A 16,114-nucleotide genomic window follows, 5' to 3' on the forward strand; every position below is an offset into this window, starting at 1 on the left:
CCAAGAGACGTCCAAGAGACGTACTACTGGCCGTCCGTGACACCTGACCGATAGATCACCATTTGTTGCCTCGTGTCCCAGCATGCGAAGCACGGTCAATCTAGACCATCGGGGCCCGCCTGAAGAGAGGGGTGTGTGGAAAATGTGCTCAAGATTTGAAGCCGGATCCACGGACCGGGGGGGTTCTGTGCGGCAGGGGGGATTAGTAGGCCCTTTTCCGTCGGCGCGTGGGCGTCTGACGAACGGGGCACTGAGACAGCCGGCCAACGATTGGGAGCAGCGGTACCGCCGTACCGTGATCGCCAGCGATACCGTGGCCACCGCCTTGGTGGTGGCGGCGATAGGCAACTTCTTCGGGTCCCGGGACGCGGCCAACTGGCACGAGAAGTGGGGAATTCTCGCATTCGGCACCGAGCTGCTGGTGCTGGGCGCGCTTGCGGTGAGCCGGTCGTGGGCTCCGGCGGTGCTCGGCCAGGGCGCCGAGGAATTCCGCCGGCTCGGACGCTCACTGTTCACGGCGACCGTCGTGCTGGCGCTCGGCGGGATCGCCCTCACCTCACGCAACATCAAGCTCTGGATCTTCGTAGCGATCCCCGCGATCGCGCTCATCACCATGACCGAGCGGTATCTGCTCCGCCTTTCGCTGCACAAACAGCGAAAGGAAGGACAGTGCCTGAGACCGGTGCTCGCTGCCGGGAGCCCGGCCACCGTGCGCGACCTGATCAGCCGGACTCGCAAGTTCCCGCACCTCGGCTGGCGGGTGGATGCGGTGTGCACGACGGACGGTCGCGGGCTCGACGGTGACCAGCTGGACGGAGTGCCGGTCATCGGCCTGCTGGAGGACGTCGCCAAGCATGTCCGCCACGACGGCTACCGCGTCGTCGCGGTCACACCGGACCCGCACTGGTCACCGGACCGGCTGCAGCGGCTGGCGTGGAACCTCGAAGGCAGCGATGCCGAGATGGTCGTGGCCCCCGTGCTGATGGAGGTGGCCGGCCCGCGGCTGCACGTCGACGCGGTGCTCGGGATCCCGCTGCTGCGGGTCAGCATGCCGACCTTCACCGGGGGCCGCCGGGCGGTCAAAGAGGTCGTCGACCGGATGGGCGCGGCGATCCTGCTGATCCTGTTCTCGCCGCTGATGGTGCTCGTCGGGCTGCTCGTGGTGGTGAACAGCCCGGGCGGGGCGTTCTACCGCCAGCGCAGAGTCGGCAAGGACGGCCGCGAGTTCACCCTCTTCAAGTTCCGCACCATGGTCTCCGGGGCTCACGGAGCCCGGGCCGCGCTGGCCGATCTCAACGAGGGCGCCGGCCTGCTGTTCAAGCTCCGCCGGGATCCACGGGTCACCCGGGTGGGAGCAGTGCTGCGCCGCTACTCGATCGACGAGCTCCCACAGCTTTTCAACGTACTCACCGGATCGATGTCGCTCGTCGGTCCGAGGCCTCCGTTGCCGGAGGAGTCCGCCGCGTACGGCCCGGACATCCGGCGGCGGCTGCTGGTCAAGCCCGGTCTCACCGGCCTGTGGCAGATCAGCGGACGCAGCGACCTGCCCTGGGAGGAGGCGGTCCGGCTCGACCTTCGCTACGTGGAGGACTGGTCGCTCGCCCTCGACACAGTGATCTTGTGGAAGACGCTGCGTGCGGTGCTCCAGGGACAGGGGGCCTACTGATGCGCGGGGGGCGCAGTCCGGCAGGCGAACGGAAGGCAGGCCGCAAGGGCATGCCTGGGGGGAGGGACGGGATATGAGAGTCAGCGTCTTAGGGCTCGGCTACGTGGGCTGCGTGTCGGCCGCGTGCCTGGCCAGCCTGGGTCACGAAGTCATCGGCGTGGACGTCAACCAGGTGAAGGTCGACCTGGTCAACGACGGCAAGGCGCCGGTGGTCGAGGAGCGGATCGGCGAGCTCATCGCCGAGGTCGTGCGGACCGGGGCGTTGCGCGCCACCGCCGACGTCCGCGAGGCGATCATGGGAAGCGACGTGTCGCTGGTCTGCGTGGGCACGCCGTCGGAGCCCAACGGCAGCCTGTGCACTACGTACTTGGAGAGGGTCACCGAGCAGATCGGTGCCGCGGTGGCCGAGCGGGGTGGGCGGCACACCGTCGTGTTCCGCAGCACCATGCTCCCGGGCACCTGCCTGAACCTCCTTGTACCGATCCTGGAGAAGTACGTCGGCGGCACGGCCGGGGTGGACATCGGGGTCGCGGTCAACCCGGAGTTCCTGCGCGAGGGCACCAGCGTGCGGGACTTCTTCGACCCGCCCAAGACCGTCATCGGTGAACTCGACGCGGCAAGCGGCGACATGGTGGCTGCGCTGTACGAGGGACTGCCCGGCGAGGTCTTCCGGGTGCCGATCCCGACGGCCGAGGCGATCAAGTACGCCGACAACGCGTTCCACGGCCTCAAGATCGGCTTCGCGAACGAACTGGGCGCGATATGCCAGGCACTCGGGGTGGACTCGCACCAGGTGATCGACGTGTTCCTGGCCGACCGCAAGCTGAACATCAGCCCCGCCTACCTGCGTCCCGGCTTCGCCTTCGGTGGCTCCTGCCTGCCCAAGGACCTGCGCAGCCTGGTCCACGCGGCCCAGCGGGCCGACGTCTCGGTGCCCATCCTCTCCCACGTGCTGCCCTCCAACTCCGCGCATCTGCAGCGCGCGGTGGAGCTGGTCGAGCGCACCGGCAAGCGCCGGGTGGGCCTGTTCGGGTTGTCCTTCAAACCCGGCACCGACGACCTCCGCGAGAGCCCGCTCGCTCAAGCGGGACGGCCTCTCCGTGCACGACATCGCCATGCTGGACGAGCTCCAGGCGGTCCTGGGTACGACCTGCGGATCTACGACCCCAACGTGAACCTCTCCCGGCTGCTCGGCGCGAACCGCGAGTACATCGAGACCCGGTTGCCGCACCTCGCACAGCTGCTCGCGGGCTCCCTCGACGAGGTGCTCGAACATGCCGAGGTGTACCTGGTCGGGACCAGGGAGCCGGCCGTCCTTTCGGCGCTGCCCCATGGCGACGGCTCGGTGATCGTCGACCTCATCCGCCTTCCCGACGCCGAGGCGCGCCGGGCCGAACCGGGATACGTGGGCCTTGCTTGGTGACATAGCCAGAGGCGAGCGGCCGGACCGGCGCGCGCTGATCCTGGTGGAGAACCTGTCGGTGCCGTTCGACCGGCGCGTGTGGCAGGAGTGCACGACACTGCGCGACGCGGGCTGGGAGGTGCACGTCATCTGTCCCCAGGGGGAGAAGCGGGACACGGAGCCGGAGGCGGAGATCGACGGGGTGCGGATCCACCGCTACCCGTTGCGCGCGGCCACCGGAGGTCCTGCCGGCTACCTGCGGGAGTACGGATCGGCGTTGTGGCACACGTTCCGGCTGGCCCGCAAGGTCGGCCCGGTCGACGTGGTCCACGCCTGCAACCCACCCGACCTGCTCTTCCTGCCGGCACGGTGGCTGAAGCGGCGCGGCGCGCGGTTCGTCTTCGACCAGCACGACCTGGTGCCGGAGCTGTACCTCTCCCGGTTCGACCGCGGCAAGGACCTGCTCTACCGCGCCGTGTGCGCGCTGGAACGGCGGACCTACCGGGCCGCGGACATCGTGCTCGCCACGAACGAGAGCTACCGGGACGTCGCGGTGCGCCGCGGCGGCCGACGCCCGGAGGACGTCTTCGTGGTGCGCAGCGCGCCCGACACCGACCGGTTCCATCCGGTGCCGCCCGAGCCGGAGTTGAAGCGAGGCAAGCCTCATCTGCTGTGCTACCTCGGCGTCATGGGACCGCAGGACGGCGTGGACTACGCCTTGCGGGCCCTCGCGAAGCTGCGCGACGACCTCGGACGGACCGACTGGCATGCGGTGTTCGTCGGCGCCGGCGACGCCTTCGACGCGATGGTGGACCTGTCCCGGYAGCTCGGGCTCTCGGAGCAGGTGCAGTTCACCGGGCGCATTCCGGACGCCGACCTGGTGCGCTACCTGTCCACCGCGGACGTGTGCCTTTCCCCCGACCCGCGCAATCCGCTCAACGACGTGTCGACCATGAACAAGGTTCTGGAGTACATGGTGATGGGCCGGCCGATCGTCTCGTTCGACCTCCGGGAGGCAAGAGTCTCCGCCGGCGACGCCGCCGTCTACGCGCCCGCCAACGACGAGGCCGAGTTCGCGGGGCTCATCACGCAGCTCCTCGACGATCCGGAACAGCGGTCCCGGATGGGCAAGATCGGCCAGGAGCGGATCAACGGGCAGCTCTCCTGGCGGAACTCGCAAGCGTCCCTGCTCGCCGCCTACGCCGCCGCGTGCCGTGACCACAGTCCGGTGTCGGCGGGCGACCCGTCCCGGGCACGGGGGAGGCAGCGCCCTTGAGCGATGACACGATTCGCCTGGTCACGATCGGACGGATTCTCCGTCGGCGCTGGCGGCTGCTCGCCGTCCTCACCGTGGTGGGCGCCCTCGTCGGCTACGGCGCCTCGGTGGTGCTGTTCCCGCCGCGCTACACGGCGTCGACGTCCGTACTGCTGCCGGGACAGTGGGAAGAGCGCGAACTGCTGACCCAGGTGGACATCGCGACCAGTTCGTCGGTGGTCGACCCCGTGGCCGACAAGCTCGGCTGGAGCGGCGTCAGCGCCGCCGAGCTGCGGGATCGAGTGAGCGCCAAGGCCGCCGACGGGAACATCATCAAGATCTCGGGAACGGCCGACACCCCGGAGCGCGCGCAACAGTTCTCCGACCGCGTGGCCCAGGAGTTCGTCACCTTCGCCGCGCGGATCGCAGGCGGCAGCACCGACGCGGCCACGGCGCCCGAAGCACTGCGGGAGCAGGTCGTGGAGACCAACCGTCGCATCACCGACCTGGCCAACGCGGCCGATCCGGGCAGGACCGTGGAGAGCGTGCAGGCCCGCACCGCTCTCGAGAAACTGCGCACCTCGCTGGAAGAGGCCATGACGAAGCTCGACGAGGCCGACCTGGCGACCAACAAGGCCGGCATGGTCGTCATGGGGCCGGCGGCCCGACCGACCGGCGAGGCACCGCCGACGAGGATGCAACTCATCGTCGCCGGGGCGCTGCTGTTCTTCCTGCTCGCCGTCATCGGCCATCTCACCGCGGCACGGGTGAACCGCCGACTGCGCACCGAACCGGAGATCGCCGCGGCGCTGGGCTCGACGCTGCTGGGTACCGTCGACGTGCCTGGTGAACGGCCCCAAGGCCGTGGCCCGCGAGCCCGGATCAGCCGACTGCTGGGCGTCGACACCCGGTGGGACATACCGACCCCGCAGAGGTCCGGCGACGAGGCCGGCAGACGGATCCGCTACCGACGGGTGTGCGCTCGACTCCGGGACCGGCTGCCCGCCCCTCGGCGGCTGCTCGTTGTCGTCCCGGAGGGCGACGACATCGCCCGCCGGGCCGCCGGGCAGCTGGTGTTGGAGGCCAAGAGCGATCCTTCCCCGAGCTCTTCGAGCGGGGGATACCCCATGCTGCGGGTGGTGGAAGTGTCGGTGGACCGGCCGCTGGTGCCGGACCGCGGCACCGAGTCCGGCGCCCTGGTCATCCTCAGCGCGGGCACCTGGACCGCAGGGGAGCTCGCCGGCATCGCCGAGGCGTGTGCGGACGGCGGACACGAGGTCGTCGGCATCGTCGTCGCCGGCCCGGTCCAGGTCCTGCCGACGCGGTCTGCCGACCAGCCTCCGGACGACGCCACTTTGGCGCTCGCGGTTCCCGGCCACGCGAGGGGAGGTTCCGCATGACGACGAGCACGACTTCGGAGTCGTCGGCGGTCACTCACCTACTGGACCTGCAGGCACTGGTGGTGTCGGTGCGCAGGCGCCGCCGCCTCTGGTGCTCCCTTGCGCTGCTCGGGCTGCTGCTCGGCGCCGCGCTCGCGGTCCTGCGGCCGCCGGCGCCCGCCGCGGTGACCAAGGTGCTGGTCGCGCACAAGGAGGACCAGCCGAACGACACCGGAACGCTGATCCGCACCGACGTGGAACTGCTGGGGACCACACGGATCGCGGCCAAGGCATTGCAGTCCCTCAAGTCCGCGGAACCGCCGGAAGACTTCATGAAGGACTACCGGGGCACCGGCTTGACCAACAACCTGCTGCAGATCGATGTGACAGGTGACACCGACGCGGAAGCGGTGGCCCGGGCCAAGGCGCTGGCGGATGCGTTCGTCGCCGACCATGTGCGGCGGATGCGGGCAGCCGCGGGGGCCGAGACCAAGGCCCTGAGCGACCAGGCCGACCGTATGCGGGACGAACTCGCCCAGGTCAACGAGGCGATCGGGGACAGATCGCCGGAGAGCGAACCGAAGGCGTCGGCGAGCATCGAGTCGCTCTTCGCCCGCCGGGCGGAGCTCAACTCGCGGATCGCCGATTTCGACCAGCGCGCCGAGGAGGCGCGCATGGGCACTCCCCGGATCGTCGCCGGTACGCAGATCGTGGACGCCCCGCGCGCGGTGAAGCACTCCCTGCCCAAGGCCGCCGCCACCAACGCCGCGATCGGTCTCGTCCTCGGACTCGTCCTCGGGCTCGCGGTGGCCGCGGTCGGCACCGTGGTGGCGGACCGCCCCGTGCTGCGCCGGGAGATCGCAGGCAACCTCGGCGCCTCGGTCATCGCGGAGCTGCCCCGCACGCCCCGCTGGTCGGCCAGGCTGTGGCAGCGCCGACGGATCCGGGCGGCACGCGCACGACTCACCGCGTCCCTGGCCCGCACCGTGCGCGGCTCCGCGGAACCGGTGTCGCTGCTGGAACTGGGCTGTGCGCGCAGCACGAGCGTGATCGCCCTGGACCTCGCCAGGGCACTGGCGGCGGAGGGACCGGTGGTCGTCATCGATGATCTGCCGGGCCTGCAGCGCGCCCACCGCGGCCAGAAGCCAGGAGGCCCGGACGTGGTCGGCGTAGAGCGTGCCGCGGCCGTGCCGCATGAGGTGCGCCGGCTCGGCGTCGGCTCGGTCGCGCCCGGCACGGCGTGGACCGGCCTCCCGGACCTCGGTACCCAGACCGTGCTCGTCGTGCGTGCCGGGCACGCCGGCGCCGCATGGCTGCACACCGTGGCGCGGCAGCTCGCCGACCTGCTCATTCCGGTGATCGGTGTGGTGCTGATCGACCCCGATCCGCGGGACCGGACCGACGGCACCCTGTGGGACGGCCTGCACACCGCGCTGCGCGGCCACAACGAGCGGCTGGCCCGGGAGAACGTGACGGGCCGGCTGCGGACTGAGCGGCCGTCATGGGCGGTTCGAGTCCCGGACAGCGACCAGGAGGCGCGCTAGCACATGTGTGGCATCGCAGGCACTTATCGATGGCCGGACGGCAAGGTCGTGACCGACCGGCTCACCGAGACCCTCGCCCACCGCGGTCCGGACGGGGCGGGCCGGTACAGCCACCCCGTCGCTGACGGCGAAGTGCACCTCGGGCACCGCCGGTTGAGCATCATCGACCTCACCGAGACCGGCGCCCAGCCGATGGTTTCGGGCGGCCTCGTCCTGACGTACAACGGCGAGCTGTACAACGCGCCGCAGTTGCGGGCCGAACTGGCAGCCGCCGGGGTGCGCTTTCGCGGTACCTCCGACACCGAGGTGCTCCTGGAGGCCTGGCGGCGCTGGGGCACCGACTGCCTGCCCCGGCTGCGCGGCATGTTCGCGTTCGGGATCTTCGACGAACGAACCGGTGAACTGGTGCTCGCCCGCGACCAGTTGGGCATCAAGCCGCTGTTCCTGCTCCGCCGCGGCGAGGGCCTGGTGTTCGCCTCCGAGCTCAAGGCGCTCGCCGCGGTGACCGGTGGATCGCTGGAAGTCGACCATGCGGCGCTGGTGGCCTCGCTGCTCTACTACTGGGTGCCGGACTCGCGCTGCGCGTTCCGCGAGGCGGAGAAGCTGCCGCCGGGGAGCTGGCTGCGGTGCCGGCCCGACGGCCGGGTGGAGCGCGGCCGGTACTGGAACCTGAAGGACGTCGCCGCCGAGGGCCGGGAGCGGGCCCGCAGCGGTGAGCAGCCGGACCTCGCGGCCATCGTCGAGGAGTCGACCCGGCAGCACCTGCTCTCCGACGTACCCGTGGCGACCTTCCTCTCCGGCGGTCTCGACTCTAGCTACCTGACCGCGCTGGCGGCCCGCGACCAACCCGGGATCTCCGCTTACACGATCGGATTCCGCGCCGAGGACGCCAAGTTCGAGGCGATGCCGGACGACCTGCGCTATGCCCGGCAGGTCGCCGAGCGGTTCGGCGTCGACCTGCACGAGATCGAGATCGCCCCGAACGTGCTCGACCTGCTGCCGCAGATGACGTACCACCTGGACGAGCCGATCGGCGACCCCGCCGCGATCAACACCTTCCTGATCTGCTCGGCCGCCCGCGAGGCCGGGGTCAAGGTGATGCTCTCGGGGATGGGCGCCGACGAGCTGTTCGCCGGGTACCGCAAGCACCTGGCCAACCTGCTCGCGCTGCGCTACCAGCGCATCCCGCGGCCCCTGCGGCGCGGGCTGTCCAGGGCCGTGGACCGGCTGCCGGTCGCGACGAGCCGCCGCGGGTACCGGTCCGTGCGCTTCGCGAAGCGGTTCCTCTCCTTCGCCGACCTGCCGGAGGAGACCGCGTTCCGGCGCAGCTACACCATGTACGACCAGGACGAGCTGCTCGCCCTGGTCGACCCGGACCTGGCCGGGACGGTCGACGACGTGCTGAGCGAGCATGCGGACATCTACGAGGACAACGAACTCGACGACTTCGTCAACCGCATGTGCCTGGGCGACGCCCGGATGTTCCTGCCGGGCCTGAACCTCGCGTACACGGACCGCGCCAGCATGGCCGCCTCGACCGAGGTGCGGGTGCCGTACGTGGACGTCGAGGTGGTCAAGGCGGCGTTCGCCGTGCCCGGCGATCGCAAGATCGCCGGACGGCAGGGCAAGGCCGTCCTCAAGGAGGCGGCCACCTCGATCCTGCCCCGGGAGATCGTCTACCGGCCCAAGGGTCTGTTCAGCGCCCCGCTGAGGGCCTGGATGAGCAGGGATCTGGCACCGCTGGTGCGCGAGGTCGTGAACGACGGCGTGCTCGTCAAGTCCGGGTTCCTGCGCCGCGACGCACTGGCCCGCATGGTCGCCGAGGACGCCGCCGGGCAGCGGGACTTCTCCAAGCATCTGTGGCATGTGCTGACCCTCGAGTACTGGTATCGCGACGCGACCTCTGGGTCCGGCGACAGCGCTCGGTTAACGGCTTAGGAATCAGAGGAGTTCGGGTGAAGCAGGTTGTACAGAACTACAAGAGCGGCGAGTTGGCGGTGCTCGACGTTCCGGTACCGGGGTGCAAGCCGGGCGGGGTGCTGGTCCGCAGCGCCTACTCGCTGATATCCACCGGGACCGAGCTCATGAAGGTGTCCGAGGCCGGCATGTCGATGCTCGGCAAGGCCCGCTCCCGTCCGGACCAGGTGGCCAAGGTCATGCAGAGCGTGGCCACCAACGGGGTGCCCGCCACGTACCGCAAGGTGATGGGCAAGCTGGACTCCTACACACCGCTCGGCTACTCGCTGTGCGGGGTGGTCGAGCAGGTCGGCGCCGGGATCGACGATGTGAAGGTCGGCGACCTCGTGGCCTGCGCCGGCAACGAGCACGCGCTGCACGCCGAGCTGAACTGGGTGCCGAAGAACCTCTACGCCCCGGTGCCGGACGGCCTCGCGCCCCGGCATGCGGCCTTCGGCACGGTCGGTTCGATCGCGCTGCAGGGCGTCCGCCAGGGCGAGCCACAGCTCGGCGAAGTGGCGCTGGTCATCGGCCTCGGTCTGATCGGGCAGTTGGTGGTGCAGCTCCTCACCGCCTCGGGGGTCCGTGTCGTCGGGGTCGACCCCGACCCGGTGCGCTGCGAGCTCGCCGAGCGCCTGGGCGCCGCGGCCTGCGGCGACCCCGCGTCCGCGGCGGTGGAAGCCGCCGTCGCCGAACTCACCGACGGCCACGGCGTGGACCAGGTGTACCTGGCGGCCGGCGGCGGCAGCAACCAGCCCGTCGAGCTGGCCGCCCGGCTCTGCCGGGACCGCGGCCGGGTCGTCGACATCGGCAAGTGCCGCCTCGACCTGCCGTGGAACGCGTACTACGAGAAAGAGCTCGACGTCCGGTTCTCCCGCAGTTACGGTCCCGGGCGCTACGACCCGGAGTACGAGCTCGAGGGGCGCGACTACCCGATCGGCTACGTGCGCTGGACCGAGCGCCGCAACCTGGCCTGCTTCCTCGATCTCCTCGCCCGCGGCAGCGTCGACGTGGAGCCGCTGGTCTCCCACATCGCCGACTTCGACGACGCCGTCGAGACCTACCAGCGACTGAAGGACGGCGACTTGAAGGCCGTGGCCGTGCTCTTCCGGTACCCCGAACACAAGGGGGAAGCGCAGGCACCGGAGGTGGCGGTGCCCGCGGTGCGACGCGGCGGCCAAGCGTCCGCCCCTGCCCGGTCGGCCAATTCGCCGGTGCGGCTGGCGTTCGTCGGCGCGGGAAACTACGCGACGTCGATGCTGCTGCCGCATCTGGCACCGCGCGACGGCGTCGTGCTGTCCACGGTCGTCACCACGACGGCGCTGTCCGCGGCCAACGCGCAGCGCAAGTTCGGCTTCGCCGAGGCGACGACCGATCTCGACGCCGTGCTCGGCGACAAGTCCATCGACGCGGTGTTCGTGGTCACCCGGCACAGCTCGCACGCCGAACTGACCCGGAAGGCCCTCCTCGCCGGCAAGACGGTCTTCGTGGAGAAGCCCCTGGCCCTCACCGAGGACGAGCTGGCCGGCGTGCTCGCGGCGGTCGAGGAGTCCGGCAACGACCGGCTGCAGGTGGGCTTCAACCGCCGGTTCGCGCCGCTGCTCCAGGAGGCCAGGAAGCGGTTCGGCGCCCGGACCGGTCCGGCGAGCCTGCGCTACCTGGTCAACGCGGGCCGGCTGCAGCAAGGCAGCTGGTACCTCCAACAGGGCACCGAGGGCTCGCGGTTCGCCGGCGAGGGCGGACACTTCATCGACACCGCGAGCTGGCTGCTCGACGCCGACCCGGTCTCGGTGTACGCGGTCGCCACGTCCGGCAACGAGGACCTGCAGGTCGTGCTGCGCTACCCGGACGGGTCCACCGCCACCATCAGCTACGTCACCACCGGCGCGGCCGGCTTCCCCAAGGAGACGCTGGACCTCGTCGCGGACGGCAAGGTGCTGCGGCTCGACGACTTCGTCCGTGCCTCGGTCTACGGCCCCAAACGATGGGTCAGTTCGCGGCTGCCCAAGGCCCGGGACAAGGGCCAGAACGCCGAGCTGGCCGCGTTCATCAAGGCCGTGCGGACCGGTGGGCCGATGCCGGTGCCGCTGGAGTCGCTGGTCGCCACCACGGCGGCCACCCTCGCCGTGCAGGCGGGCCTGGCCGGCGGCGCGCCGGTGATGCTGGCGGGCGCTCGATGACCATGAGCGCGGGCTGGTACCTGCGTCGGCTGTCCCGGATGGGACCGCGGGAGGTCGGCGGGCGGGCGGGCGACGCGGTGCGCAGACGACGGTGGCGGTCGGCGCCGCCGGACTGCCCGAGCGTGACCGGCGCCCGGTTCACGGCGGTGCTGCCCGCCGGGACGATCGCCGCGGTGCCACCGGACGCCGCGAAACGTCTCATCGCCGAGGCGGACCGGCTGATGGCCGGACACGCCGAGTTCTTCGGGGTGGACCGCGACGACCTGGTCGACCCGGACTGGTGGTACGACCCGAAGACCGGGCGCCGGGCACCGTGGGGGTACGCCTTCGACGTGCCGTACCGCAACGAGGACGTGGTCGGGGACATCAAGCAGATCTGGGAGCCGTCCCGGCACCAGTACCTCACCGTGCTCGCCGCCGCCTACGCGATCACCGGGAACGAGCGGTACGCCGAGCGCGTGGCCGAGCACCTGCGGTTGTGGTGGGCGGCCAACGCGCCGCTGCACGGAGTGCACTGGATCAGCGGCATCGAGTTGGGGATCCGACTGCTGTCCTGGGTGTGGATCCGCCGGCTGCTCGACGGCTGGCCGGGCGCGGCCGGGCTGTTCGAGGACAACCCGGTGGCGCTGAACCAGATCTGGCACCACCAGCGCTGGCTGGCCGCCTTCCCCAGCCGGGGGTCCTCGGCGAACAACCACATCATCGCCGAGGCCGCCGGGCAGTTCGCCGGGGCCTGCGCGTTCGGATGGTTCCCCGCCTCGGAGCGTTGGCGAGCCGACGCGCTGCGGTCGCTGCAGCGGCATCTGCAGAGCAACACCTTCGGCTCCGGCCTCAACCGCGAGTTGGCCACCGAGTACCACGGACTCGTCCTTGAGCTCGGCCTGGCCGCGGTGGCCGAGGCGGATGCCGCAGGCGTGCCGGTCCCCGCGTCGATCCGGCTGGTGCTGCTGCGGATGACCGACGCGCTCGCGGCCGTCGTGGACAACCGGCTACGGCCGCCGCGCCAAGGGGACGCGGACGACGGGCACGGTCTGGTCGTGGACGGCGCGGGCACCGACCGCTGGGCCTCGCTCCTGGCCACCGGGGACGCCGTGTTCGGCCGGCTCGAGTGGTGGCCGACGGTGACCGGCACCGATGTGCGCACCCCGCTGCTTGCCGCGCTCATCCGGCCGTACGCGAAAGACGGCGCCGTCACGCGCCCGGCAAGCCGACCGGCCCACTTCGCCGACGCGGGGCTTACCATCCTGCGCGGCCCGGAGGAGATCTGGTGCCGCTGCGACGGTGGTCCGCACGGCTTCCTGTCCATCGCCGCGCATGCTCACGCGGACGCACTGTCCGTGGAGGTCCGGCACGACGGCGTCGATGTGCTCGCCGACCCGGGGACGTTCTGCTACCACGGGCAGCCCGAGTGGCGGCAGTACTTCCGGTCGACCCTCGGCCACAACACCCTTGAACTGGACGGCGGTGACCAGTCCGTCTCCGGCGGCCCGTTCCTGTGGACCCGGCACGCCCGCAGCCGCGTCCTGGCCACGGAGACCTCCGGCGAGGGTGTGGCCCGCTGGTGCGCCGAGCACGACGGTTACCAGGGCTCCGTGCACCGGCGCCGGGTGGAACTGACCGCCGCGAGCCAGGAGTTGAAGGTGGTCGACGAGGTGAGCGGCCCCCGCCGGGCCGTACGCCTGGCGTTCCACCTCGGCCCGGAGATCGCCGCGGACCTGGTGGGGGACCGGGCCATGCTCACCTGGACCCGGGACGGCGAGGACCGCTCCGCGGTGCTCGCCCTGCCCGGGCAGCTGTCCTGGCGGGCGCACCGTGGCGAGAGCGACCCGCCGCTGGGCTGGTACTCCGCCGGCTTCGGGCGCAAGGAACCCACCACCACGCTGGTCGGCACCGGCTTCGCCGACGGCGCGCAGGGGTTCACCACCGTGCTCAGGTTCCGGGGCTAGGGGGACGCGTGGGGATCAAGGGGCGGCACTGGGCGTTGGCGGCGGCACCGCTGGCGCTGGCCCTGCTGGCGGCGACCGGCTGTGACAGCACGACGGGCGGCGGGGCGAACACGCCGGACGCCCGCGCAATGCCGACCGATACGCCGTCCACGCCCGTGGCCCGGGTGTGCGCCAAGCCCGCGGCCGGGCCCGCGAAGGCGCCCGCGGGCGCGGTGACGGTCGACCCCGGGGTGGTCGGTGACCTGGCGGCCAAGACCAAGAGCAGCCCTGCGAACACCACGTTCTGGCTTCGACCGGGCAAGCACAGGCTCGACCCGGACCGCTACGCCCAGGTCATCCCCAAGGAGGGGAACCGCTACCTCGGTGCGCCGGGTGCGGTGCTCGACGGCGGAAAGAAGAACCAGTACGCGTTCGGCGGCACCGCCCGCGACGTCACCATCCGCTACCTGACCGTGCAACGTTTCGTGGCCCCGCCGGACGAGGGCGTGGTCAACCACGACTCGGCCGACGGCTGGGTCATCGAGCACGCGACCATCCAGCACAACTCGGGCGCCGGCCTGATGGCCGGCGCCCGCCAGCAGGTCCGCGCCAACTGCCTGCGTGAGAACGGCCAGTACGGAATGAACGCGTACAAGTCCGGCGGCCGCATCAGGGACCTGGTGGTCGAGGGCAACGAGATCGTGGGCAACAACACCGGCGACTGGGAGCGGCGGCGGGAGGGCTGCGGCTGCACCGGAGGCATCAAGTTCTGGGCCGTCAACGGCGCCGACGTACGCGGCAACTGGGTGCACGACAACCGCGGAACCGGGTTGTGGGCGGACACCAACAACAACGACTTCCGCATCGAGAACAACGTGCTCGAGGCCAACGACGGTGCCGCGCTGATCTACGAGACCAGCTACAACGCGGTCATCCGGAAGAACACGATCCGGCGGAACAACTGGGTCGAGGGCCGCAGGGAAGCCGACCGCGGCGACAACTTCCCGTTCGCGACCGTCTACCTGTCCGAGTCCGGCGGCGAACCAAGGATCCGAGCCCGCACCAACAAGATCGAGATCTACCGGAACGTGCTGGAGAACAACTGGTCCGGGATCACCCTGTGGGAAAACGCCGACCGGTTCTGCAACAGCCCGGCCAACACCTCGTCCGGTGACTGCACGTTGCTGGTGAAGAACACCGACCGCTGCGCACAGCCGGCGATCGCCACCGCACCGCTCTACGCCGACTGCCGGTGGAAGACGCAGCGGGTCGACATCCACCACAACCGCTTCGTGCTGGACACGTCCGTCGTCAAGTGCACGGTGAAGTGCGGCCGAATGGCGGTGCTGGCCAACTACGGCACCTATCCGGACTGGTCGCCGTACCAGGGCGAACGGGTGGCCGAGGCGATCACCCGCAAGCAGCACAACCGCTGGCACGACAACGTCTACCTCGGACCATGGAGCTTCATCGCCCACGACCCGAGCCGAGAGCTCGACTCCCGGCAGTGGCAGGGCATGCCGTACCAGCAGGATGCGGGCAGCACCTTCCGCGCACGGGGCGGTGGTTGAGATGGCCGCGGACCACACGTCGAAGATCGTCGGGACGGCCTGGGGGCTGCTGATCCTCAACACGCTCGGCTCCGCCGGGGCGAAGACCATCATCCCGCTGCCCCGGTCCCTCATCCAGATGGCCACCATGGGCGCGCTGGTCGCCGCGTTCGCGCTGGCGCTCGCAGTCAATCTCCGGCTGCGCATCCGGGCCAGCGCCTTCCTGTTCCTGCTCAGCCTGCTGCTGGTGCCGAGCGTGATCTCCAGCGTGAACCTGGAGTCCGGGTTCGGTGCGCTGTTCCGCTGCGCCCGGCTGACTCTCTTCATCGGCACGCTGTGGCTGCTCAGCCGCTGGTGGGACGGCAGCCCGACGTTCGTCCGGCATCACATCCGGATGTATTTCGTGGTGCTCGGGTCGGTGGCCGCCGGCCTGGTCATCTCACCGGGCGCGGCCCTGCCCGATCTCTACGGCGGACGCCTCGTCGGCGCGTTGTGGCCGCTCACCCCGCCGCAGATCGGACAGTACGCCGCGGTCATCATTGGGCTCACCGTGCTGCTCCTGCTGGGCCGCCGGACCGACAGGACCAGCGCAGCCGTGGTCATCGTGCCGTCACTCGTCCTGCTCGCCCTGACCCACACCCGGACGGCCACGCTCGGCCTGCTCATCGGGCTGGTGTTGGCGATCGGCTCGCTCATCCTGACCAGCGCCGCCGCCCGCCGGTTCTTCGCCTGGGCGGTGCTGTGCGCCACGGTGGCCGCGGTGGCGTTCAGCTCCGCCCTCCAGGCATGGTTCCTGCGCGGACAGAGCCAGGAGAACTTCTCCAACCTCACCGGTCGGGCCAAGGTCTGGGACGCCCTGCTGGCAGCGCCCCGGACGACCTCGGAGCAGCTGTTCGGCATGGGCCTCGGCGACAAGTCGTTCGGCGGGCTGCCGATCGACAACAGCTGGCTGGCCGTCTACGAGGAGCAGGGTCTGACCGGCGTCGCCATCGTGGCAGCGATCCTCATCGTGCTGGGCGGCGTCGCGTTGCTGCGCCCACCGTCGCTGGCGAGGGCCTGCGCGATCTTCCTCATCAGCTACTGCGCCATCGCGTCGTACACCGAGGCCGGCCTGGGCGACGCCTCGCCGTATCTGCTGCATCTGGCCGTGGCCGCCTCACTTCTTGCGGCACCTGCCGCGGCCACGCCTGTCCCCACACCCGCAGCCCCTCGACGCCATGTCCCGCGATGGGCCCGGAAATCGGAGGTGACCTGAGC

At 70.8% G+C, this 16,114-nt stretch carries 10 protein-coding genes; all 10 read left to right on the top strand.

The window, feature by feature from the left end; all coding sequences use genetic code 11:
- The first annotated feature begins 187 nt into the window (after positions 1-187).
- The 10 genes from EAO75_RS32205 to EAO75_RS32250 all read left to right on the top strand — a co-directional run bounded on the left by EAO75_RS32205 (position 188) and on the right by EAO75_RS32250 (position 16,112).
- Positions 188-1,666 (top strand): sugar transferase, encoded by a 1,479-nt coding sequence (locus tag EAO75_RS32205; RefSeq protein ID WP_147998744.1) that lies wholly within the window; start codon positions 188-190, stop codon positions 1,664-1,666.
- 73 nt (positions 1,667-1,739) lie between these two features.
- Complete coding sequence (locus tag EAO75_RS32210; protein WP_147998704.1) at positions 1,740-3,089, top strand: nucleotide sugar dehydrogenase; 1,350 nt, start codon at positions 1,740-1,742, stop codon at positions 3,087-3,089.
- The gene (locus EAO75_RS32215) at positions 3,079-4,344 is read left to right on the top strand and encodes a glycosyltransferase family 4 protein (protein ID WP_147998705.1); all 1,266 of its coding nucleotides are present in this window, start codon (positions 3,079-3,081) and stop codon (positions 4,342-4,344) included. The genes EAO75_RS32210 and EAO75_RS32215 overlap by 11 nt, the downstream gene beginning before the upstream one ends.
- A complete protein-coding gene (locus tag EAO75_RS32220; RefSeq protein ID WP_147998706.1) occupies positions 4,341-5,723 on the top strand; it encodes a Wzz/FepE/Etk N-terminal domain-containing protein in 1,383 nt (460 codons plus the stop codon). The genes EAO75_RS32215 and EAO75_RS32220 overlap by 4 nt, the downstream gene beginning before the upstream one ends.
- Positions 5,720-7,246, top strand: coding sequence for a Wzz/FepE/Etk N-terminal domain-containing protein (locus EAO75_RS32225; RefSeq protein WP_147998707.1), 1,527 nt, complete (start codon positions 5,720-5,722; stop codon positions 7,244-7,246). Before EAO75_RS32220 ends, EAO75_RS32225 begins: the two co-directional genes overlap by 4 nt.
- Positions 7,247-7,249: 3 nt before the next feature.
- Positions 7,250-9,184, top strand: a complete 1,935-nt coding sequence (gene asnB, locus EAO75_RS32230) for an asparagine synthase (glutamine-hydrolyzing) (RefSeq protein ID WP_147998708.1) — start codon at positions 7,250-7,252, stop codon at positions 9,182-9,184.
- A gap of 17 nt (positions 9,185-9,201) precedes the next feature.
- Complete coding sequence (locus tag EAO75_RS32235; RefSeq protein WP_147998709.1) at positions 9,202-11,382, top strand: bi-domain-containing oxidoreductase; 2,181 nt, start codon at positions 9,202-9,204, stop codon at positions 11,380-11,382.
- Complete coding sequence (locus EAO75_RS32240; RefSeq protein ID WP_147998710.1) at positions 11,379-13,328, top strand: heparinase II/III family protein; 1,950 nt, start codon at positions 11,379-11,381, stop codon at positions 13,326-13,328. The genes EAO75_RS32235 and EAO75_RS32240 overlap by 4 nt, the downstream gene beginning before the upstream one ends.
- Positions 13,329-13,336: 8 nt before the next feature.
- On the top strand, positions 13,337-14,878 hold the full coding sequence (locus EAO75_RS32245; RefSeq protein WP_147998711.1) for a right-handed parallel beta-helix repeat-containing protein: 1,542 nt from the start codon (positions 13,337-13,339) through the stop codon (positions 14,876-14,878).
- 1 nt (position 14,879) lies between these two features.
- The gene (locus EAO75_RS32250) at positions 14,880-16,112 is read left to right on the top strand and encodes an O-antigen ligase domain-containing protein (RefSeq protein WP_147998712.1); all 1,233 of its coding nucleotides are present in this window, start codon (positions 14,880-14,882) and stop codon (positions 16,110-16,112) included.
- Positions 16,113-16,114 lie beyond the last annotated feature (2 nt).

The organism is Streptomyces sp. UW30, assembly GCF_008042075.1.
Lineage (GTDB): Bacteria > Actinomycetota > Actinomycetes > Streptomycetales > Streptomycetaceae > Streptomyces.

Bases quoted from the DNA above. Each gene is read 5' to 3' on its own strand.
- EAO75_RS32210 (WP_147998704.1), top strand. From the start codon at position 1,740: ATGAGAGTCAGCGTCTTAGGGCTCGGCTACGTGGGCTGCGTGTCGGCC.
- EAO75_RS32225 (WP_147998707.1), top strand. From the start codon at position 5,720: ATGACGACGAGCACGACTTCGGAGTCGTCGGCGGTCACTCACCTACTG.
- asnB (WP_147998708.1), top strand. From the start codon at position 7,250: ATGTGTGGCATCGCAGGCACTTATCGATGGCCGGACGGCAAGGTCGTG.
- EAO75_RS32240 (WP_147998710.1), top strand. From the start codon at position 11,379: ATGACCATGAGCGCGGGCTGGTACCTGCGTCGGCTGTCCCGGATGGGA.
- EAO75_RS32250 (WP_147998712.1), top strand. From the start codon at position 14,880: ATGGCCGCGGACCACACGTCGAAGATCGTCGGGACGGCCTGGGGGCTG.